Consider the following 19,805-nt stretch of genomic DNA (forward strand, 5'->3'; position numbering starts at 1 on the left):
ATTCCCGCCTTCTTATTATTTGCCCGGCTGCTTATTTGCCCAGATCGGCGCCCGAGGACGTCGCGACGTGTACGCCGCCCTGGCCCACCAGAATCAGGTTGCCATTGCCCGCCGCCGTGACCGCCGACAGCGAGATGCGGTCGGGGCGGTTGAACACGCTGAAGGTTGCGCCGTGGTCATCGCTGCGCGCCACGCTACCGCCGTGGCCGACAATCACCAGCGAACCGTTGTCGAGCAAGGTGGCGCCCGCCAGGCCGAACTCCAGGGCACCGCGGCCGGCCTTGAGCTGGACCAGCTCCCAAGTGGTGCCGAAATCCGTGGAGCGGAACAGGTTGCCGCGCAAGCCGTAGGCCAGCAAGGTACCTGGCTGCCCCGTCCCGATCACGCCGAACAGCGAACCCTGGTATGGGCCTTCGACCCGTTCCCAGGTTTGCCCGTCATCGGCGGAGCGGAACATGCTGCCCTGCTCGCCCACGATGAACAGGCCCGAATCCTTGACCTGCGCGATGGCATTGAGGTGGTACTGGTCTTCGTTGTCCAGGCGATCACTGACGTCTTCCCAGTGCTGGCCACCGTCGGTGGTTTCCAGCACAGCGCCATAGGCACCGACGGCAAAGCCATGGTGGGTGTCCTTGAACCAGACGTCGAGCAGGGGTGATTCACGCTTGACGTCTTCAAATTGCCGGGTCCAGGTGGCGCCGCCATCCTGAGTGGCAAGCACCTGTGCATCATGGCCGACGGCCCAGCCATTCTTGTCATCGACAAAGAACAGCGCCGTCAGCAACTGCCGGGTCGGCACCTTGGCCTGCACCCAGGTGGTGCCCTGGTCATCGGAATAAAGGATATGGCCACGGTCGCCGGTCGCCACCAGGCGTGGGCCGGCGTGGGCGACATCGACCACCAGGCTTTTCGCAGCCTTGGCCGACTCGATGGCATAGACAGTGTCGGCGGCAGGCGTTGCCGCCGCCAGGACGGGCGCTGACAGCGCAGCAGCACCCAACAGCGAGAGCGCTGTGGCCAGCAACGCGAATCTGCGTAATGCCGGCGGGCGGCAGGAAACCACACCCATGACAGGCTCACTCATAGACCTTTCCCCCATTATTATTGTTAGGTCATTCAACCTTTCAGGGCGCCGTCGAGGGCGTTTTGTCTGATGCTGAAAGCGGACCGATGTCCGCAAACCTGCAATCTAGAGCCCCTTCTGAAGCCGGCCTATCCTATCGGGCTTTAGAATCGTATGACAATCGCCGGGACGTTATGTTTTGTTAACCTTTCGGGTCGGCCCGGGTCATGAATGGCTTGGCATTGAGGGAAGTGATCGAAGATGCCCTGTAGCAAGCGGGCTTGCTCGCGCTGGGGTGCGTAGCGCCCCTAAAACGGTGGTGTGCCTGAAACCGTTTTTACGGCCGCCACGCGACCGAGCGCGGGCAAGCCCGCTTGCTGCAACAGCCCGTTACGCCAGGCTTTTGCTGACCACCTCGAACACGTCGCTGGACAGCTCGCCGCAAGCGCGGATGCGCTCCAGTTCGGCTTTCATCAACGCCTGGCGGGCGCTGTCGTATTTGCGCCAGCGTGTCAGCGGCGCCAGTTGCCGCGAGGCGATCTGCGGGTTGAAACCGTTGAGCTGGATCACCAGGTCCGCCAGGAAGCGGTAGCCCGAGCCATCGGCGGCGTGAAAATTGATGAGGTTCTGCCCGGCGAAGGCGCCCACCAGTGCCCGCACCTTGTTCGGGTTCTTGAGGTTGAACGCCGGGTGGCTCATCAAGGCCTTGACCCGTTCCAGGGCGCCCGGCTGGCTGCTGCCGGCCTGCACGCTGAACCATTGGTCCATGACCAGCGGGTTGTCCTTGAAGTTTTCGGCAAACACCCCCAGGGCCTTGGCTTTCTCTTCAGCGAACGGCGAGTTGACCAGCACCGCCAACGCAGTGAGGCGTTCGGTCATGTTGTCGCTGGCGTCGAACTGCTCCAGGGCCGCTGCCAGCACCTGGGGTTTGCCGCTGAGCATCAGGTAAGACAGCGCGATGTTCTGCAGGCTGCGGCGGGCAAAGTGCTCGGCGGCGGCGATGTACGGCGTGCGCTTGGACAGCTCGCGGTTGGCCTGGTAGCGCGCCCACAGGGCGTCGAACAGGCTGTCGGCCAACTGCTGGCGGGTGAATTCGCGGGCAGCGTGGATGGCGTCGATGTCCGCCACTTCGCTGATTTCGGTGAGGTAGGCCTCGCTGGGCAACGAGAGCATTTCCGCGACCATGGCTTGATCCAGTCGTTCGTCTGCCAGCACGGTGCCCAGGGCCGTGACCAGGCGTTGGTCGAGCACCAAGGCCTGGCCCTGACGGTGCTGAACGATCAGTTCCTGCAGGACCTGCACCGCCAGTTGCTGCCCCGCCTCCCAGCGGTTGAAGCCGTCGCTGTCGTGCTGCATGAGGAACATCAACTGGTCGCGGCTGTAGGGGAAGCTCAGCTTCACCGGCGCCGAGAAGCCACGCAGCAAGGACGGCAGCGGTTGCAGGGCCACGTCGACGAAGGTAAAGGTTTGTTCGGCTTCGGTCACCGACAGCACGCGGGAGGTGCCGCCCGCCGCCGCTTCACCCGCCAGACGCAGGGCAATGTCGGTGCCTTGGGCATCCAGCAGGCCCAGTTCGACCGGAATCACGAACGGCAGTTTTTCAACCTTGTCCGGGGTGGCCGGGCAGCTTTGGCGCAACGTCAGGCTGTAGGTCTGGGCCGCGGCGTCATAGTGTTCGCTGACCTCCAGGCGCGGCGTGCCGGCCTGGCTGTACCAGCGTTTGAACTGGGTCAGGTCGGCGCCGTTGGCGTCTTCCATAGCCTTGATGAAGTCGTCGCAGGTCACGGCTTGGCCGTCATGGCGCTCGAAATACAGGTCGCTGCCCTTGCGGAACCCCGCCTCGCCCAGCAGGGTGCGGAGCATGCGCACCACTTCCGAGCCCTTCTCGTACACAGTCAGGGTGTAGAAGTTGGAGATTTCGATAAAGCTGTCCGGGCGTACGGCGTGGGCCATGGGGCCAGCGTCTTCGGCGAACTGGTGGGTGCGCAGGTAGGCCACGTCCTCGATGCGCTTGACCGTGCGCGAGTTCATGTCCGCCGAGAACTCGGCGTCGCGGAACACCGTGAAACCTTCCTTGAGGGAGAGCTGGAACCAGTCGCGGCAGGTCACGCGGTTACCCGACCAGTTGTGGAAGTATTCGTGGGCAACCACCGCCTCGACCCGCTGGTGCGCGGCGTCGGTGGCGGTTTCGGCGCGGGCCAGCACGCAACTGGAGTTGAAGATGTTCAGGCCCTTGTTTTCCATCGCGCCCATGTTGAAGTCGTTGACCGCGACGATCATGAAGATGTCCAGGTCGTACTCACGGCCGTAGACCTCTTCGTCCCAGCGCATGGACTTCTTCAGGCTGTTCATGGCGTGCTGGCACTTGTCGATGTTTTCCGGCTCGACGTAGATGCGCAGCGCCACGTCGCGCCCGCTCAGGGTGCTGAAGCTGTCCTCGACGCACCACAGGTCGCCCGCCACCAGGGCGAACAGGTACGCCGGCTTCATGAACGGGTCTTCCCAGGTTGCCCAGTGCCGGCCATCGTCCTGCGGGCCGTTGCCTACAGGGTTGCCGTTGGACAGCAGCACCGGGTAGCGATGCTGTTCGGCGATCACGGTGGTGGTGAAGACGCTCATCACGTCCGGGCGGTCGAGGTAGTAGGTGATCTTGCGAAAGCCTTCGGCCTCGCATTGGGTGCAGAACATGCCGCCAGATTTGTACAGGCCTTCGAGCGCGGTGTTGGTCTCGGGGTGGATGCGTACGCTGGTGTCCACCGTGAAGCGCTCGCTGGCCGGGTGCAGGGTCAGGTGGCTGTCGCTCAACTGGTAGTCGGTGGCGCCCAGGTCCTGGTCCGCCAGTTTCACCGACAGCAGTTCCAGTTGCTGCCCGTCCAGCACCAGCGGCGGCAGGCCGGCGCCACGGGCCGGGTTGCGGCGCATCAGCAGTTGCGCATGGACCAGGCTGTGGTCCTCGAACAGCTCGAAGGTCAGGTGCGTCTCGTCGATCAGGTACTCGGGCGCCTGATAGTCCTTCAGGTAGATCATCTTCGGTTGTTCGGTGCGCATGGGGCAGTCCTTCTACTGATGCACGGCGAGCTGATAGGCCGTGTATTTACGGATATTGATGACGCCGGTGTCGAAGATCAGGTACTGGCCCTTGATCCCCATCAGCGTGCCTTCGGCAATCGGGTTCTTGTCCAGGTTGAAGCTGACGATCTTGGCCGGGTATTGCTCCACCGGGTAGCGGATTTCAAGGGGTTCGACCCCCGTCACCGGCTGAATTGCCTGTAGGCCGAAACGCGCCTGCAACGCCTGGATGCCTTCGGCGCAGGAGGCGAACAACTGCTCGCGCACCGCGGCAAGGTCCACTGGCGCCGCATCGCCCTTGAGCAGTGCGCGCCAGTTGGTCTTGTCCGCCACCTGGCTGCGCAGCAGGTCTTCGACAAAGCCCGATTGCTGGCGGGTAGCGACGCGCATGATCGGTAACGCCTGGCTTGCGCCCTGGTCGAGCCAACGGGTCGGCAACTGGGTGGCACGGGTGATGCCCACCTTGACCCCCGAGGAGTTGGCCAGGTAGACGACGTGGTCGGTCATGCAGAACTGCTCGCCCCAGGACGGCTCGCGGCAGGTGCCGGCGTCGTAGTGGCAGCGCTCGGGGCTCATGATGCACAGGTCGCACTGGGCCAGTTTGGTCATGCACGGGTAGCAGTAGCCCTGGCTGAAACTGGTCTTGGTCTTGCGCCCGCAATGGGTGCAATGGATCGCCCCCAGGTATTCCAGGCGCACGGTGGTGCCAATCATGGGGTTGACCGGCACCTCGGCGTCGCCCAGGCGAAAGGCGTATTGCACGGCCGGCCCGTCAAGGCGCGCCGACATCTTGCTGATTGCACCGCGGCCAATCTCGATCAATGGATGGCGTCCGACTTGAACAGCAGGTTGGGCACCGGCTCGGCCTTGGAGGCGCATTCCTGGGTGCCCATGTAGCCGGTGTGCTGGTCTTCGGGCAGGTTCTGGATTTCCCAGGCGATCATGGCTTGCAGCGACAGCTCTTTCTGCTCGGGGGTCAACTTGCCGCCGTCGGACCATTTGCCGATCTCCACCGCGGTTTTCAGGCTGAGGTAGATTTGCGGGGTGATGTTTTTAATCATTTCGTTGAAAGAGGACATCAGGTTCTCCGTGCTCTTGATTGAAATAGAGGGTTCAAGCGGCCTGTCTGCGGCGGTTGAAGGCACCGCCCACCAGGCCGGTCAGGCAACCGATCAGCAACCCGCCAACGTGGGCAGCGTTGGCGATCGCGCCGAAGCCGATCATCGAGACCAATCCCGACAGGCACAGCAGCAGCCACACCAGCATCATCGCCAACACGCCGCGCGGCAGGCGATACGCCGGGTTCGGCGCCAGCAACTGGTAGATCCAGCAATGCCCAAGCAAGCCGTAAAGCACGCCGGAAAGGCCACCGAACAGGCTCGGGCCACCAAACAGGTATTGCGCGTAATTGGACACCAGGCTGAACAACAGGGTCAGGCCCAGCAGGTTGATCGCGCCCTGACGGGCTTCGATACGACGCCCCAACTCCCAGTACCACATGCCGTTCATGGCCAGGTGCAGGATGCCAAAGTGGATCAGCATCGGTGTCACCAGGCGCCACCACTGCCCCGCCGCCAGGCTCTCAGCGAGGGGCGTGAACAGGATGTAGTCACCCTCGATACGGTAGTCGAGGAAGGTCAGCCAGCTCATGGTGTGCAGGTTGTCGCCCAGCAGGGTGACGCCCGCGACGATCAGGCTCAGCAACAGCACCAGCGCGGTCACCGGGCTGTGGCGCAGTTGCGCGATAAACCCTGGGCGCCGGGCCGCGGGGGCCGCCACAGGGATGTCCAATTGCTGTTCGGGGTCGCCCGCCGGAAAGCGCTCATACAAAGAACGCACGTCCTCGCTGATCTCCACCGGCGCCCACAGCACTTGTTCGCCGCCCTCCTCGCTGACCCGGTGCGGCACGCCCATGCGTTGCAGCAGCTTGACGAAACCGCCCAAGTCCACCGCCAGGGGCAGGCGCAGCACGGCCACGGCAGTCATTGCAGTACCTCGGGACGTTCGACATCGACCCAGACGAACTTGCGTGGGTCGAGGCGGGTTTCCTGGTCCAGGCGATAGGCCACAAGCTTGCCGTAGAGCACCGCGCTGTAGTCCAGGCAGGCCAGGTTCGGGCGGATCGGTGCCGGCTTGCCGCTGCGCCAGTAGTGGCCGACGAACAACAACGGTTCGTCGATGCCGTAGCGCAACAGGGTGTCTTTCTGGGTCGGCGACAGGGGCGTCTGGGCCACGGGGTCGGGTAGCGCGTCGGGTTGGAACACGATGTCTCCGTAGGTTTGCGGGTCGTCTTCCCAAAATTTGGTGCGGAAGAACGCCCGGGTCAGGCCATCGCCACTGGTCATGGTCAGGCCATGGGGCAGGCGCATGTCGGTGCCGCGCAACAGGCGATCGAACACCGTGCAGGCAAAACTGCCAGGCACGGCGGCGGCCTGGAGGAAATGCTCATCGATACAGCCGTCAGGGTGCTGAGCGCGCAGCGGCGCGATCAAGCCGGCGTCCCAACAGGCATGCACCACGCGAAAGCGCCCGGCATCGACGAATAGCGGCATCTGGTAGAACCAGCCGAGGAAGTCGTGCCAGTCGCCAGGGTGATGGGCAAATTGGTTCAGGGTCTCAGCGATCAGGCGTGCGTGCCGCGGGGTGTGTTCGCGCACGAACCGTTTGCCGCTGCCCGGCGGCGCCGGCGTGCTCCAGCCCAGGGCGTTGAACTCGTGGTTGCCCATGATGCACAGCGCCTGGCCGGCCTCGACCATGTCGTGAACCAGGTGCAACGCCTCGCGGATACGCGGGCCACGGTCGATCACATCACCCAAGAACACCGCCATGCGCGAGGGGTGGCGCCAGATCCCGCCCAGTTTGTGATAACCGAGGCGGTCGAGCAGGTGCTCCAGGGTGTGGGCGCAACCGTGTACATCACCGATCAGGTCATAACTGCGCGCGGGATCGAGCATCAGTCGCCTCCACCACCCAGCCGGCTGCCCCAGCCGAGCTTGGTCCGGCACACTTCGTAGTAGTTGTGGTCCAGCGGGTGGATCAGGCGCAGCTTCTGGGATTTCTTGCTGACGGTGATGGTGTCGCCCGGCGCGCAGGTGAAATGGTTCTGGCCGTCGCAGGACACCTGCGGGTAGATCTGCATGTCCTTGGACACGACGATTTTCAACTCGCTGTTGCCATCAACCACAATCGGCCGCCCAGACAGAGTGTGGGGGTACATCGGCACGATCACGATGGCGTCGAGCTTGGGGTGCATGATCGGTCCGCCCGCCGACAGGGCATAGGCCGTGGAGCCAGTGGGCGTAGCGACGATCAGGCCGTCGGCCTTTTGACTGCAGACGAACTGGCCGTCTATATAAAGCTCGAATTCGATCATGCGCGTCGATTTGCCGGGGTGCAGCACCACGTCGTTCAGCGCATCGCCCTGGCCGATGGCTTCGCCGTGGCGGCGCACTTCGGCTTGCAGCAGGAAGCGGTTTTCCACCAGGTAGTGGCCGTCGAGCACTTCGGCGACCTTGATTTCCAGCTCATCGGGGCGGATATCGGTCAAGAAGCCCAGGCTGCCACGGTTGATCCCCAGCACCGGCACGTTATGCCGCGCCAGCGCCCGGGCGGCGCCCAGCAGGCTGCCATCGCCGCCGACCACAATAACCATGTCGCAGACTTCGCCCAGCATCTTGCGCGAGGAGGTTTGCAGGCCATGGCCGGGCAGGACTTCGGCAATGGTGTCCTCGAGGATCACGTGCATGTGCCGTTCGAGCAGAAAGCGTTTGAGCCGGCGTACCGTGTCGAGAACCTGAGAACTGCCCAGGCGACCGATAATGCCGATATTGCGAAATTGCTCCATGGGGCTCCTGCAGGGTTCGGGGCAGCAAAAAGAAGGGATTATGGGCGAAAGCGCGCCGCAGACAAAACTCTTTCCCCGGCATAAAAGACTATGCTCGCACAATGATCCTGTTTCCCGACTTGCTCAACCTCCCCCGACAGTTGCGCCACCCCCGGGTCCGCGACCTGGCCTGGGTCATCCTCGCACCGCCGATGCTGGCGCAAACCCCATGGCCCCAACGCCATCCCCTGGCGGGCAGCGACTGGGTGCACACACCCGGCCAATTGGCCGATTGGCTGCACAGCCTCGATGCAGAGCCAGCGGCGTTGCTGCATTGGCTCGACCTGCACCCTACGCGACGCCTGGGGGTGTACTACGAACGGCTCTGGCAATTTGCGGTGCAGCAGGCGCCCGGCATTGAACTGATCGCCGCCAACCTACCGATCCGCCGCGAAGGCCACACCTTGGGCGAGCTGGACATGCTGCTGCGCGACCGCGACGGCGTGCATCACCTGGAGCTGGCGATCAAGCTGTATCTGGGCCCACAACAGGGCGACGGCCAGGATGCCGCGCAATGGCTGGGGCCGGGCTGCCACGACCGACTGGACCGCAAACTGGCGCACCTGTGTCAGCACCAACTGCCCATCTCATCGCGGGCGGAAAGCCGCGAGGTGCTGGCGGCCCTGGACATCCAGCCTCTCGCTGCGCATCTGTGGCTGGGCGGTTATCTCTTGTATCCGTGGCCCGGCGTCGCTCAGCCCCCCAGCGGCGCCCATCCCCTGCATCTACAAGGCCGCTGGCTGCACCAACGCGACTGGCCCGCATTCGCGCGCCAGAGCCCTCCCGGCCGCTGGCAACCCCTGCCCCGCCACGCCTGGCTGGCGCCCGCCCACTACAGTGCCGAAGAGGTCTGGGACAGCGAGCAACTCCACGCATGGCTGCTTGAACTGGCCCCACAGGCACCCGCGCAACTGCTGGTGCGCCTGAGCGAGACCGCGACAAACCAGTGGGAAGAAGCCGAACGCCTGTTCCTCGTCGCCGACCAGTGGCCGGCCTGAAGCCGCCACGCAGGGCTGGTCTATGCTTGGGGGCACCCACCCGACAGACGAGGGATGTATGGACGACCCCATCGACAATAAGCCGCCCAGTTTCTGGCAGATGCTGCACAGCGTCATGGCGGCGGCGTTCGGCGTACAAAGCGGCAAAAACCGCACGCGGGACTTCACCCATGGCAAACCCAGCCACTTCGTGGTGCTGGGCATTCTCTTTACCGCCGTGTTCGCCCTGACCCTGTTCGGCATTGTCAAACTGGTGCTGCACCTGGCCGGGCTTTGATTCGGTTCAGTGCATCAGGGTTTGCAGGCTGAACGGGTAGCGATAGGACAGCGGCCGCCCCTTCGCGGAGAAACTGCGGAAATCCACACCGTATTGGGGGCTGCTGCCCAGCGCCAACAAACGTTGCGCCAGTGGGCGACTAATCAATTGCAACAACCGCGCCTGGCGATCGCGGCCCCCGTAGCGGCGGAAATCCACCCCCTGGTCATAGTCATACAACTGCACCAGGGCCCAGCCACCGAGGCTGAAGTGCCCGCCCACCAACACACTCAGGCGCCCATCCAGCAACGCCTGTAACGCGGGCGGTGACGTATTGACCGCACTGAACAGCGCGCCCTGCCCGGGCTTGCCGCCCGTCTCGGCGTACGCCTGCATCGCACCGAAGGCCATCTCATCATTGGCCGACCACACCAGCGAAACCCCCGGATAGCGCTTGAACAACATCCGCGCCTGCTCATAGGCGCGCTCGTGGGTCCAGGCGCCATACACCAACTGGCGCAAACGCACCTCAGGGTGCTCGGCCAGGGCCCGCATCATGCCCTTCTCACGCAATTGCGCCGACGGGGTGATCTTCAACCCGGAAAACGCCAGCAACTCGATGGTCTGGCCCTTGGCGACGCGGGGATGTTTGCGGATCAGTTCCTTGAGCATCAGGTAACCGCCCTCCTCGTCGTTGGACACCAGGCTACCGAGCCAATCGGGGTATTTGCTCTCCAGGTCGCCCAGCAAGCGTGTCTGGTCGGCGGTCAGCGAGTTATTGACGATAAACAGCTTCACCCCGCTGCCCTGGGACAGGCGCAGGATTTCCGGGGCCACATACTGTTCATTGACGAACACCAGGTAATCCGGACGGTCCGGGCCTTGCAGCGCCTCGCGGGCCTGCTGCAGGTTGAGTTGGGGTTGGCGCTCGGAGTAGAGGATCTTGAGGTCCATGCCCAGATCCTTGGCGGCCGCCTGCATGAATTGCGAGTAACTGACCCAGAAAATCTCCTTGCTCGTCCCCGGATTGAGGAACAGCACGGAAGCCGCCTGCGCACAGGGCATCCAGGCGCCCAGCGCCAGCAGCACAACGCAATACAACTTGGACATGGTGATGCGAGCCCCGGAAATTAGCCGTGCATGATAGCAAGCCAATAGCCAACCACTTGCACAATAATTGCCGTTTTTGTCCGACAATCGTCGGGAAAGGGCCCGTAGATAGGGAGTTACTGGTGGCTGACCCAAAAAATCGCGGTCGAAACCACCAGGATTATCAGGAAGAGAATGGCCCATGCATCGACACTGCTATCGCTTTTCCTGGCCTTGGTAGGGTTGCTCATTGCATCGCCTCTTGTCGGTTTTATCGGTGAGTGCATAAACACGCCACCACAGTTAAGCCGACGATTGCCCCCACCACAAATACGGGTATGGCAATAATCAGTCTCATTAGGCGATTTGGTTCTTTACATATACTAAAACATCACTTTTACGCATAACCATGAACTGTTATCTTGCGCCGGCTCCGTTGGGAGTGCGCGGCCGTGCGCGCAGATGTGCTGTAGCTAAGCAGCCTGAGAACAGGACTTATATGTACGTATACGACGAGTACGATCAGCGGATCATCGAGGACCGCGTCAAGCAGTTCCGGGATCAGACCCGACGCTATCTGGCAGGCGAGCTGAGCGAAGAAGAATTCCGCCCCCTGCGTTTACAGAATGGCCTCTACATTCAGCGTTTCGCCCCGATGCTGCGGGTAGCGGTGCCTTACGGCCAACTGACTTCGCGCCAGACGCGGATGATGGCCAAGATCGCTCGCGACTACGACAAGGGCTACGCCCACATCAGTACCCGGCAGAACGTGCAGTTCAACTGGCCTGCCCTGGAAGACATCCCCGACATCCTCGCCGAACTGGCCACCGTGCAAATGCACGCTATCCAGACCAGCGGCAACTGCCTGCGCAACGTCACCACCGATCAGTTCGCCGGCGTGGCCGCCGATGAGCTGGTGGACCCGCGCCCCTGGTGCGAGATCGTGCGCCAGTGGACGACCTTCCACCCCGAGTTCGCCTACCTACCGCGCAAGTTCAAGATCGCCATCAACGGCTCGACCTCGGACCGCGCCGCCATCGAAGTGCATGACATTGGCCTGGAGCCGGTGCACAACGCTGCGGGCGAACTGGGTTTTCGCGTGTTGGTCGGCGGCGGCCTGGGCCGTACCCCGGTCGTCGGCGCGTTCATCAATGAGTTCCTGCCCTGGCAAGACCTGCTCAGCTACCTCGACGCCATCCTGCGGGTCTACAACCGCTACGGGCGTCGCGACAATAAGTACAAGGCGCGCATCAAGATTCTGGTCAAGGCCCTGACACCTGAAGTCTTCGCCCAGAAAGTCGACGCCGAGATGGAACACCTGCGCGGTGGCCAGACCACCTTGACCGACGCCGAAGTGCACCGTGTTGCCCGCCACTTCGTTGACCCGCAGTACAAGGCCCTGGCTGACCACAGCGGCGAACTGGCCGAATTGGACAAGCAGCACCCAGGCTTTGCCCGTTGGCGCGTACGCAACACCCTGGCCCACAAAAAACCGGGCTATGTGGCCGTAACCCTGTCGCTCAAGCCCACCGGTGTCGCGCCGGGCGACGTCACCGACAAGCAACTGGACGGCATCGCCGACCTGGCCGAGCGCTACAGCTTCGGCCAACTGCGCACTTCCCACGAACAGAACATCATTCTAGCGGACGTCGAGCAGAACCAATTGTTCAGCCTGTGGACCGAACTGCGCGAGCAGGGCTTCGCCACGCCGAACATCGGCCTGCTGACCGACATCATCTGCTGCCCGGGTGGCGACTTCTGCTCCCTGGCCAACGCCAAGTCGATCCCCATCGCCGAATCCATCCAGCGCCGTTTCGATGACCTGGACTACCTGTTCGATATCGGCGAATTGGACTTGAACATCTCCGGCTGCATGAATGCCTGCGGCCACCACCATGTCGGCCATATCGGCATTCTCGGCGTGGATAAGAAAGGCGAAGAGTTCTACCAGGTGTCCCTGGGTGGCAGTGCCAGCCGTGACGCCAGCCTGGGCAAGATCCTCGGCCCGTCTTTTGCTCAGGATGCGATGCCCGACGTGATTTCCAAGCTGATCGACGTCTACGTGGAACAACGTACCGAAGACGAACGCTTCATCGACACCTATCAACGTATCGGCATTGACCTCTTCAAGGAGCGCGTCTATGCAGCGAATCATTAAGAACAACGAAGTCGTCGACGAAACCTGGCACTTGCTGCCCAAGGACGCGAGCTTCGACGGCATCTCCAACTGCGACGACCTGATCGTGCCGTTGGCCCTGTGGCGTGAGCACGGCCACGCCCTCAAGGCCCGCGATGGCGGCCTGGGCGTGTGGCTGGACGCCGACGAGGAAGCCGAGGAAATCGGCGAGGACGTGGGCCATTTCCAGGTCATTGCCCTGAACTTCCCCGCCTTCACCGATGGCCGCAACTACTCCAACGCCCGTCTGTTGCGTGACCGCTACGGCTATAAAGGCGAGTTGCGGGCCATTGGCGACGTGTTGCGTGACCAACTGTTCTACCTGCACCGTTGCGGTTTCGATGCCTACGCCCTGCGCGCCGACAAAGACCCCTACGAAGCCCTTGAAAGCCTCAAGGACTTCTCGGTGACCTACCAGGCCGCCACCGACGAACCGCTGCCGCTGTTCCGTCGCCGCTAAGCCTGCGCCCACAAAAAAGCCCTGGACCGCCACCGCGACCCAGGGCTTTTTTACACCCGGCGTTTACCAGAAACGCTGCTGGGTCAACCGGCTCCACCAGCTCAGGAGCACGCGGTCCACCGAGCCGCTGGCCGCCATGCCAATGCGTTCCTGCAGGCTTTTACGCTCGGCGTAATGCAGGTGGAACAGCTCGCAGGTTTTCGCCCGTTGCGCCAGGTATTCGTCACTGGTTTTCAACTCGTCCACCAGTTGCTTGTCGAGGGCCGCGACGCCCAGCCAGACTTCGCCGGTGGCCACTTCATCGATGGCCAGTTGCGGGCGGTAGCGTGAAACGAAGTTCTTGAACAGTTGATGGGTGATATCCAGGTCTTCCTGGAATTTTTCCCGACCCTTTTCGGTGTTTTCGCCGAACACCGTCAGCGTGCGCTTGTATTCACCCGCCGTGAGCACTTCAAAGTCGATGTCGTGTTTTTTCAGCAGACGATTGACGTTGGGCAACTGCGCCACCACGCCGATGGAGCCAAGGATGGCAAAGGGCGCACTGATAATCTTCTGGCCGATGCAGGCCATCATATAGCCGCCACTGGCCGCGACCTTGTCGATACACACGGTCAGTGGAATACCCGCCTCGCGGATGCGCGCCAACTGCGAAGAAGCCAGGCCATAGCTATGAACCATGCCGCCGCCGCTTTCCAAGCGCAGCACCACTTCGTCCTTGGGCGTGGCCAGGGTCAACAACGCGGTAATTTCGTGGCGCAGGCTGTCGGTGGCGGACGCCTTGATGTCACCGTCGAAATCCAGGACGAACACCCGCGGCTTGGTATCGGGCTGTTTCTTCTGCTTTTTCTCGGCCTTGCCCTGGGACTTGCGCAGCGCCTTAAGTTGCTCTTTGCCCAGCAGCGCCTGCTCCAGGCGTTCGCGCAGGTCCTTGTAGAAGTCGTTGAGCTTGCTCACTTGCAACTGCCCGGACGCCTTGCGCCGGCCCTTGCTGCGCAGGGCGGCGAAACTGGCCAGGACCACCAGAATTGCGATCACCAGGGTCACGGTTTTAGCCAAAAAACTTGCATATTCGGCAAGAAAATCCACGGATGCTCCTTATATAAGCGGTGCGGCGCGACGCACTCTGCCGCGCAAGGCCCCAGCATACCCACGCGACCGGTCGACGGCCAGCCGCGAAACGCGGGGCAGCCAGTCTCCAACGGGCATTTCAAACAAGCGTATGTTTTTTCATTGACAGCTCTTCGCCATCCCCATAACCTCGCCCCACTTACAACGTACCGGGACGACGCGGACGTGGGCAGCATTTACCTGATTCGACATGGCCAGGCCTCCTTCGGTGCAGACGACTACGACGTGCTGTCGCCGACCGGTATTCGCCAGGCAGAAGTGCTGGGCAGCCACCTGGCGCAACTGGGCTTGAGCTTCGATCGCTGCCTGTCCGGCGACCTGTTGCGCCAACAGCACACCGCCCGTTCGGCACTGGAGCAATTCAGTGCGGCCGGCATGCCGATACCGCCGCTGGAAATAGACCCGGCCTTCAACGAATTCGACGCCGACGCCATCCTCCGTGCCCTGCTGCCCGGCCTATTGCCCGATGAGCCCGAAGCCCTGCATATCCTGCGCAACGCCGTGCAAAACCGTGGCGAGTTCCAGCGCATCTTTGCCCTTATCATCAGCCGCTGGCTCAGCGGCACCTACGACACCCCGGGCCTGGAAAGTTGGCTGGGGTTTGTCGGGCGGGTCCAGGGCGGGTTGCAACGTATCCTGGAGCAGGCCGACGACACCCAGAAAATCGCCGTGTTCACTTCCGGCGGCACCATCACGGCCCTGCTCCACCTGATTATCCAAGTGCCTGCCGCGCAGGCCTTTGAACTGAACTGGCAAATCGTCAACACCTCGCTCAACCACTTGAAGTTTCGCGGTCGCGAGGTTGCCCTGGCTTCCTTCAACAGTCAGACCCACCTGCAACTGTTGAAGGCCCCGGAACTCATCACCTTTCGGTGAGTGCCGGCTTACTGTGACCCTTGTTGCAATCAACCCTAAAAGGATCGAACCATGACCTCCGTAGCTGACGCCGTACAAGCAATGAAAGCCAAGTTCAACCCATCCGCCGCTGCGGGCCTGGACTTGGTGTTCGGTTTCCGTATCGATGAAGAAAAGAACTTCTCCCTGGTCGTCAAGGACAGCACTTGCGAGCTGCAAGAAGGCGTCAACCCTGACGCTCAGGTGACCCTGGTGATGGACAGCGAAACCCTGCAAGGCATCGTCAGCGGCGAAACCGACGGCATGCAGGCCTTCATGGGCGGCAAGCTGCGCGCTGAAGGCGACATGATGCTGGCGATGAAACTGAGCGAACTGTTCCCAGCCTGATTCCCTGGCCGGCCAACAGCGAATCCCGCCCTTGTGGCGGGATTCGTGTTTCTGGGCCTGCCCGGCGCCTTGGCCTACAATGGCCGCCTCCTTGCCGACCTGAAACCCCATGGACATCGACCTCGCCCGCACTTTTCTGGAGATTGTCCGCAGTGGCAGCCTCGCGGCCGCCGCCGAAAAGCTCCACGTCACCCAAACCGCCATCACCGCTCGGGTGCAGAAACTCGAAAGCCAATTGGCCAGCACCCTGTTCGTGCGCAACCGCGCCGGTGCGCGCCTGACCGCCGACGGCGAAGCGTTCGTGGTCTACGCCAATCAACTGGTGCAGACCTGGGAAGCGGCCCGCCGTGACCTGCCGCTACCCGACGGCTATCGCAACGTGCTGCACATCGGTGGCGAGGTGAGCCTGTGCAACCCGCTGATGCTCAATTGGGCCCGGGCGCTGCGCGAGCACATCCCCGGCCACGCCTTGCGCACGGAAATCCGCGACGGCGAGCACCTGCTGCGCCAATTGGAGCTGGGGGTGCTGGACGCCGCGCTGGTTTACCAGCCGCAGTACTGGCCGCGTTTGCAGGTGGAGCAGTTGTTGGAGGAAAAGCTGATCCTGGTGCGCCTGGTCGCCCGGCCCGAACCCTATGTGTACGTCGATTGGGGCGAGGATTTTCGCCGCCAGCATGACGCCGCGCTGCCGGAACGGGCCCGCGCCGCGCTGAGTTTCAACCTCGGCCCGCTGGCTCTGCAGTACCTCCTGGAAAACGGCGGCAGCGGCTACTTCCGTACCCGCGTTGTGCAAAGCTACCTCGACAGCGGCGTGATGGAGCGCGTGCCCAAGGCTCCGGAATTCAGCTACCCGACCTACCTGGTGTACTCGCGCGACCGCGACTCGGCCACCCTGCAACAGGCGTTCGAGCTGCTGCGGGCACTGGTGCGGGCCGACAACGACTGGTCACAGCGCTGGGACCCGATGATCTGAGGTGTCCGCTTGTGGCAACCCTGGCCCCGCCATTGGCCGAGGAGGCGAACCGGGGCTAGGCTGCTGTCACTGTGCCCACCTGCGGAGCGTACCGTGAACCCCACCACCCAAGCCTTTCGCCAGCGCTATCGTGCTGGCGTCCACCCGCGCTACAACCCCTGGTTGCACGGTGGTTTCGTGCTGACGTTCGGGCTGCTGGCCATCGGTTTTTTCGCCAGCACCCTGCATCAGGTCATCGCCCTGCAATGGCTAGCACTGCCGGCCACCCTGCTGTTGTTCAACCTGGGCATTTACCTGGTGCACCGCTACCTGGGCCACCATAAACGGGGCTGGGCGCGGCTGTTCTACGCCCGTCACACGGGCGATCACCACAGTTTTTTCAGCCCCGGCCACATGACCTACGACAGCCCCCGGGACTGGCGGGTGATTCTGTTCCCGGCCTGGCTGATCGTCGCCCACAGCCTGCTGATAACCCTACCAGCGTGGTGGCTGTTGCAGTACTGGGACGCCAACGTGGCCGGGCTGTTTGGCGCGGGGATGATTCTGGGCTACCTCAGTTATGAAGTGTTCCACGCCTGCGAGCACCTGCCGCCCGAACACAGGCTGGCGCGCCTGCCGTGGATTCGCCAAATGCGCCAACTGCACGCACTGCATCACCGCCGCGAGCTGATGCAGGGGCGCAACTTCAATATCGTTTTGCCCCTGATGGACTACCTGTTCGGCACCCTACACTGGGAGCCGGATGACACCCACTCGCCAAGCAGCACCATGACCTGCCTCCAGCATCAGGTCGACATCCCGCACCCACCCCAAGCCGTGCTGGCCTATGCCAGCAGCGTCAGCCAATGGCCGCAGTGGCACCCCTCATCCCTACGGGTCGAGGCGCCGCCCGGGCCGCTGGCGGCCGGCGCACATTTCGAGGAAGACATCCACGCCGGCGGGCGCGCCGGGCACCTGAGCTGGGAGGTACACGAATACTTGCCCGGCCACCGCTGGGTAGCCCACGCCCACGGCGAAGGCCTGCACCTGCGCCTGACTTACGAGTGCCAGCCCACCGCGAGCCTGGGCACGCGGTTTATCCGCACCCTGGAATATCGCTTCAGTAGCAGGTGGATGCGCCTGGCCAACCGGCTCTTGCTCAAGCGGCGGATCGAACGGGAATCGGCGGCCTCGATGCTGGCCTTGCGGGACGTGGCACAGCGGGCATTGGCAGGGTAGAAACAGCAGGCGGGGCCATTTGGCCCCGCCCTGGGTGGAACGAATTCAGGAAGGTGCGACCAGGCGCTGGGAAATTTCATCCTTGAGGTTCACTCGCTTCTCCTTGAGCTTCTTCAGCTCTTCATCGCTGCGGGCCTCAGCCTCGGCCTGGAGCACTTGTTTATCGAGGTTGGCGTACTTGTCGATCAGTGCATCAAGATGCGGATCTTGCGCCCGACGTCCTTGAATCTCGTCGTGCGAGCGGTTCAAGTCCTGGCACAGGTCATGTTTCACCGGCATGGAACACCTCCGTCTAGTGATCGGAAGCCAGCACAGGGCATCGTGCTGGCCAGTCAACAGCATGGCCTCGGCGATAACCTTCTGTCGACCTCCCATCAGACCAGCGGCCCTTTTAACCCTGTAGCAAGCGGGTGCGCAGCGGCCGTAAAAATCCGCCAGGCGCCACACTGCTGGAGGGCTGCTACGCAGCGCAGCGCGGGCAAGCCCGTTTGCTACATACGGGGTCAATCGCTGCCGTACTTGGGCGAACGCGGGCCGTACAGCAGGCCGGCAGGTTGCCCGGCCGAGAGCAGGCGCTGGCTGGCGACGCCGGCAATCGGGTGCCCAGCGTCAGTGGAGCTGTTGATGACCTGCTTGACCGCAGCGGTAATCAACATGCCCACCAACCCACCGGCGTTGGCGTTGTTGCCCTCCTCGCTCGAAGCCCGGGCAGTGCCGGTCCACAGCGCGGCGCCGGTGCGCAGGTCCACCAGGCGAGCGCTGGCAGTCACGGCGGTTTCGCTGGTAATCAGCATGTAGCTGGTGCCGTACTCCTTGACCGTGATGTACAGCGCCGCGTCCGCGCCAAAGATCTCTTGCAGCTTGGCCGGCGACACCTGGTGGATATCGCCTGGGGTGTTGAGGCCGTTTTGCTTGAAGGTCTCGTCCACCAGGGCGATCGGCATCACGTAGTAGCCAGCCTCGGCCAGCGGGTACGTGACCTGGGACAGCAGACTGTAGGTGGCTTTGACATCCGGCGACTCATTAAGTGGCGGCAGCACCAGGATAGTCTTGGGGCGGCTCTGCTTGAACGCCGAGTAATCCACCGTCTTGGGCGTCGCGCAGCCGCCCAGCAAGGCCAGGGCACACAAGCCCACCAGGGTTTTAACCATGCGCAGGCTCATTTGGCGTCTCCGGTCTTGGCGTTCTTGAGCAAAAAGTCCATGTACGGCCCCGATTCGGGGAACAAGGCTTTTTCGGTGCGCAGCTGCTGCACCATCTGGTCATCCTTGCCCATGCTCAGGTACAGCATGCCCAGGTGGGCGTGGTAACCCGGCGGTGCCTTGTTGCCGGTGGAGGCGATTTTCTGCAAGTCGCGCTCCAGGGCTTCGGCCTGGGCCTGGGCAGGCTCTTCGCCCTTGAAGTACTCGTACACCTGGGGTTGGTAGCCTTCCCATTGGTAGAGGGTTTTCGGGGCGCTGGCACAGCCGCTCAGCAGCAGGGCAGCGGCCAGCGCGCAGGCCGGCAGCGCCCGTGAAGTCTTGATAAAGCCCATTGCGATGAAACTCCCTGTGTTCGCCACGTATCAGTTCGAAGGTTTCCAGGCGCCGGCATCGATGCCTTCGACCAAGCGATTGATCGCCTCGCGCATGGCCAGGTCGAGCACCTTGCCATTGAGGGTGGAGTCATAGCTGGCGGTGCCGCCAAAGCCTATGATTTCGCGGTTGGACAGTTCGTACTCGCCCGCGCCCTGGGTCGAATACACCACTTCCGAGGTGCTGATGTTGACGATGTTCAGGTTGACCTTGGCGTAGGCCACTTGGGTCTTGCCGCGCCCGAGGATGCCGAACAACTGGCGGTCGCCCACTTCCTTGCGGCCGAACTCGGTGACGTCGCCTGTGACCACGAAATCCGCGCCCTTGAGGCGTTGGGCCTGGCCCTTGAACTGGGCTTCCTGCTGGATTTCGCCGAGGTTGTCGCGGTCCAGCACATTGAAGCGGTTGGTCTGCTGCAGATGGGTAATCAGGATGGTCTTGGCCTGGCCACCGAGCCGGTCCACGCCATCGGAAAAAATCCCGCGCATGTAGCTGGAGCGGTTATCGAACTTACCAACGGCCATCGGTACACGCACGCCGGAATACACCCGGCTGGCGCTTTCGACCTTGGTCACCGTCAGCGCGCGGGAGCTTTCGGTGGCGCAGCCACCCAAGGTGCCCAAGGCCGCGACGGCAAGACCAGACAACAAAAACCGCGAGATCATTCTCACTGTGC

21 protein-coding genes are annotated in these 19,805 nt (G+C 62.8%); 8 read left to right on the forward strand and 13 right to left on the reverse strand.

Going from position 1 to position 19,805, the window contains the following annotated elements:
- Nucleotides 1-31 precede the first annotated feature (31 nt).
- From CKW13_RS17090 to CKW13_RS17120, 7 genes are all read right to left on the reverse strand, one after another.
- Nucleotides 32-1,084, reverse strand: coding sequence for a YCF48-related protein (locus CKW13_RS17090; RefSeq protein ID WP_095109772.1), 1,053 nt, complete (start codon nucleotides 1,082-1,084; stop codon nucleotides 32-34).
- Between the two features lie 369 nt (nucleotides 1,085-1,453).
- Nucleotides 1,454-4,111 (reverse strand): aminopeptidase N, encoded by a 2,658-nt coding sequence (pepN, locus tag CKW13_RS17095; RefSeq protein ID WP_095109773.1) that lies wholly within the window; start codon nucleotides 4,109-4,111, stop codon nucleotides 1,454-1,456.
- A gap of 12 nt (nucleotides 4,112-4,123) precedes the next feature.
- Nucleotides 4,124-4,954 carry a DUF2797 domain-containing protein gene (locus CKW13_RS17100; protein ID WP_095109774.1) on the reverse strand — a complete coding sequence of 277 codons (831 nt, stop codon included), beginning with the start codon at nucleotides 4,952-4,954 and terminating at the stop codon, nucleotides 4,124-4,126.
- Complete coding sequence (locus CKW13_RS17105; protein WP_095109775.1) at nucleotides 4,951-5,211, reverse strand: YeaC family protein; 261 nt, start codon at nucleotides 5,209-5,211, stop codon at nucleotides 4,951-4,953. The genes CKW13_RS17100 and CKW13_RS17105 overlap by 4 nt, the downstream gene beginning before the upstream one ends.
- A gap of 34 nt (nucleotides 5,212-5,245) precedes the next feature.
- Entirely contained in the window at nucleotides 5,246-6,118 is an 873-nt protein-coding gene (locus tag CKW13_RS17110; RefSeq protein WP_095109776.1) for a rhomboid family intramembrane serine protease, read from the reverse strand.
- The gene (locus CKW13_RS17115) at nucleotides 6,115-7,089 is read right to left on the reverse strand and encodes a metallophosphoesterase (RefSeq protein ID WP_176465132.1); all 975 of its coding nucleotides are present in this window, start codon (nucleotides 7,087-7,089) and stop codon (nucleotides 6,115-6,117) included. Before CKW13_RS17115 ends, CKW13_RS17110 begins: the two co-directional genes overlap by 4 nt.
- Entirely contained in the window at nucleotides 7,086-7,976 is an 891-nt protein-coding gene (locus tag CKW13_RS17120) for an NAD(+) kinase (protein ID WP_095109778.1), read from the reverse strand. The genes CKW13_RS17115 and CKW13_RS17120 overlap by 4 nt, the downstream gene beginning before the upstream one ends.
- 101 nt (nucleotides 7,977-8,077) lie before the next feature.
- Here CKW13_RS17120 and CKW13_RS17125 point away from each other — a divergent pair, with 101 nt between their 5' ends.
- Together CKW13_RS17125 and CKW13_RS17130 are read left to right on the forward strand one after the other, a co-directional pair.
- Nucleotides 8,078-9,013: a DUF1853 family protein gene (locus tag CKW13_RS17125; protein WP_095109779.1), complete on the forward strand. Its 936-nt coding sequence runs from the start codon at nucleotides 8,078-8,080 to the stop codon at nucleotides 9,011-9,013.
- Between the two features lie 58 nt (nucleotides 9,014-9,071).
- Nucleotides 9,072-9,290, forward strand: coding sequence for a DUF2970 domain-containing protein (locus CKW13_RS17130; RefSeq protein WP_095109780.1), 219 nt, complete (start codon nucleotides 9,072-9,074; stop codon nucleotides 9,288-9,290).
- A 6-nt stretch (nucleotides 9,291-9,296) separates the two neighbouring features.
- On the opposite strand, the gene CKW13_RS17135 is transcribed toward CKW13_RS17130, so the two are convergent.
- Nucleotides 9,297-10,379 carry an ABC transporter substrate-binding protein gene (locus tag CKW13_RS17135; RefSeq protein WP_095109781.1) on the reverse strand — a complete coding sequence of 361 codons (1,083 nt, stop codon included), beginning with the start codon at nucleotides 10,377-10,379 and terminating at the stop codon, nucleotides 9,297-9,299.
- Between the two features lie 478 nt (nucleotides 10,380-10,857).
- On the opposite strand from CKW13_RS17135, the gene CKW13_RS17140 reads away from it, so the two are divergent.
- Complete coding sequence (locus tag CKW13_RS17140; protein ID WP_095109782.1) at nucleotides 10,858-12,516, forward strand: nitrite/sulfite reductase; 1,659 nt, start codon at nucleotides 10,858-10,860, stop codon at nucleotides 12,514-12,516.
- A complete protein-coding gene (locus CKW13_RS17145) occupies nucleotides 12,500-12,994 on the forward strand; it encodes a DUF934 domain-containing protein (RefSeq protein WP_095109783.1) in 495 nt (164 codons plus the stop codon). The genes CKW13_RS17140 and CKW13_RS17145 overlap by 17 nt, the downstream gene beginning before the upstream one ends.
- Before the next feature lie 63 nt (nucleotides 12,995-13,057).
- Here the strand turns inward: CKW13_RS17145 and sohB are convergent, their stop codons facing one another.
- Nucleotides 13,058-14,080 (reverse strand): protease SohB, encoded by a 1,023-nt coding sequence (gene sohB, locus CKW13_RS17150; protein WP_095109784.1) that lies wholly within the window; start codon nucleotides 14,078-14,080, stop codon nucleotides 13,058-13,060.
- A 207-nt stretch (nucleotides 14,081-14,287) separates the two neighbouring features.
- On the opposite strand from sohB, the gene CKW13_RS17155 reads away from it, so the two are divergent.
- From CKW13_RS17155 to CKW13_RS17170, 4 genes are all read left to right on the forward strand, one after another.
- On the forward strand, nucleotides 14,288-14,998 hold the full coding sequence (locus CKW13_RS17155) for a histidine phosphatase family protein (protein WP_095109785.1): 711 nt from the start codon (nucleotides 14,288-14,290) through the stop codon (nucleotides 14,996-14,998).
- Nucleotides 14,999-15,049: 51 nt separating this feature from the next.
- The gene (locus tag CKW13_RS17160; protein ID WP_095109786.1) at nucleotides 15,050-15,364 is read left to right on the forward strand and encodes an SCP2 sterol-binding domain-containing protein; all 315 of its coding nucleotides are present in this window, start codon (nucleotides 15,050-15,052) and stop codon (nucleotides 15,362-15,364) included.
- A gap of 109 nt (nucleotides 15,365-15,473) precedes the next feature.
- On the forward strand, nucleotides 15,474-16,337 hold the full coding sequence (locus CKW13_RS17165) for a LysR family transcriptional regulator (protein WP_095109787.1): 864 nt from the start codon (nucleotides 15,474-15,476) through the stop codon (nucleotides 16,335-16,337).
- Nucleotides 16,338-16,430: 93 nt separating this feature from the next.
- Nucleotides 16,431-17,555 (forward strand): SRPBCC family protein, encoded by a 1,125-nt coding sequence (locus CKW13_RS17170; protein WP_095109788.1) that lies wholly within the window; start codon nucleotides 16,431-16,433, stop codon nucleotides 17,553-17,555.
- A 45-nt stretch (nucleotides 17,556-17,600) separates the two neighbouring features.
- Here the strand turns inward: CKW13_RS17170 and CKW13_RS17175 are convergent, their stop codons facing one another.
- The 4 genes from CKW13_RS17175 to CKW13_RS17190 all read right to left on the reverse strand — a co-directional run bounded on the left by CKW13_RS17175 (nucleotide 17,601) and on the right by CKW13_RS17190 (nucleotide 19,794).
- Nucleotides 17,601-17,834 carry a YdcH family protein gene (locus tag CKW13_RS17175; RefSeq protein WP_095109789.1) on the reverse strand — a complete coding sequence of 78 codons (234 nt, stop codon included), beginning with the start codon at nucleotides 17,832-17,834 and terminating at the stop codon, nucleotides 17,601-17,603.
- A gap of 224 nt (nucleotides 17,835-18,058) precedes the next feature.
- On the reverse strand, nucleotides 18,059-18,718 hold the full coding sequence (locus CKW13_RS17180; protein WP_095109790.1) for a DUF799 domain-containing protein: 660 nt from the start codon (nucleotides 18,716-18,718) through the stop codon (nucleotides 18,059-18,061).
- Nucleotides 18,715-19,089 (reverse strand): DUF4810 domain-containing protein, encoded by a 375-nt coding sequence (locus tag CKW13_RS17185; protein ID WP_095109791.1) that lies wholly within the window; start codon nucleotides 19,087-19,089, stop codon nucleotides 18,715-18,717. The genes CKW13_RS17180 and CKW13_RS17185 overlap by 4 nt, the downstream gene beginning before the upstream one ends.
- A gap of 30 nt (nucleotides 19,090-19,119) precedes the next feature.
- Entirely contained in the window at nucleotides 19,120-19,794 is a 675-nt protein-coding gene (locus CKW13_RS17190) for a CsgG/HfaB family protein (RefSeq protein WP_176465133.1), read from the reverse strand.
- Between the last annotated feature and the right edge of the window lie 11 nt (nucleotides 19,795-19,805).

Source organism: Pseudomonas sp. Irchel 3E20 (assembly GCF_900187645.1).
GTDB lineage: Bacteria > Pseudomonadota > Gammaproteobacteria > Pseudomonadales > Pseudomonadaceae > Aquipseudomonas.

Bases quoted from the DNA above. Each gene is read 5' to 3' on its own strand.
- CKW13_RS17135 (WP_095109781.1), bottom strand. From the start codon at position 10,379: ATGTCCAAGTTGTATTGCGTTGTGCTGCTGGCGCTGGGCGCCTGGATG.
- CKW13_RS17110 (WP_095109776.1), bottom strand. From the start codon at position 6,118: ATGACTGCCGTGGCCGTGCTGCGCCTGCCCCTGGCGGTGGACTTGGGC.
- CKW13_RS17125 (WP_095109779.1), top strand. From the start codon at position 8,078: ATGATCCTGTTTCCCGACTTGCTCAACCTCCCCCGACAGTTGCGCCAC.
- CKW13_RS17160 (WP_095109786.1), top strand. From the start codon at position 15,050: ATGACCTCCGTAGCTGACGCCGTACAAGCAATGAAAGCCAAGTTCAAC.
- CKW13_RS17140 (WP_095109782.1), top strand. From the start codon at position 10,858: ATGTACGTATACGACGAGTACGATCAGCGGATCATCGAGGACCGCGTC.
- CKW13_RS17130 (WP_095109780.1), top strand. From the start codon at position 9,072: ATGGACGACCCCATCGACAATAAGCCGCCCAGTTTCTGGCAGATGCTG.
- CKW13_RS17120 (WP_095109778.1), bottom strand. From the start codon at position 7,976: ATGGAGCAATTTCGCAATATCGGCATTATCGGTCGCCTGGGCAGTTCT.
- CKW13_RS17190 (WP_176465133.1), bottom strand. From the start codon at position 19,794: ATGATCTCGCGGTTTTTGTTGTCTGGTCTTGCCGTCGCGGCCTTGGGC.
- CKW13_RS17175 (WP_095109789.1), bottom strand. From the start codon at position 17,834: ATGCCGGTGAAACATGACCTGTGCCAGGACTTGAACCGCTCGCACGAC.
- CKW13_RS17105 (WP_095109775.1), bottom strand. From the start codon at position 5,211: ATGTCCTCTTTCAACGAAATGATTAAAAACATCACCCCGCAAATCTAC.
- CKW13_RS17090 (WP_095109772.1), bottom strand. From the start codon at position 1,084: ATGAGTGAGCCTGTCATGGGTGTGGTTTCCTGCCGCCCGCCGGCATTA.
- CKW13_RS17185 (WP_095109791.1), bottom strand. From the start codon at position 19,089: ATGGGCTTTATCAAGACTTCACGGGCGCTGCCGGCCTGCGCGCTGGCC.
- CKW13_RS17165 (WP_095109787.1), top strand. From the start codon at position 15,474: ATGGACATCGACCTCGCCCGCACTTTTCTGGAGATTGTCCGCAGTGGC.
- CKW13_RS17180 (WP_095109790.1), bottom strand. From the start codon at position 18,718: ATGAGCCTGCGCATGGTTAAAACCCTGGTGGGCTTGTGTGCCCTGGCC.
- CKW13_RS17145 (WP_095109783.1), top strand. From the start codon at position 12,500: ATGCAGCGAATCATTAAGAACAACGAAGTCGTCGACGAAACCTGGCAC.
- pepN (WP_095109773.1), bottom strand. From the start codon at position 4,111: ATGCGCACCGAACAACCGAAGATGATCTACCTGAAGGACTATCAGGCG.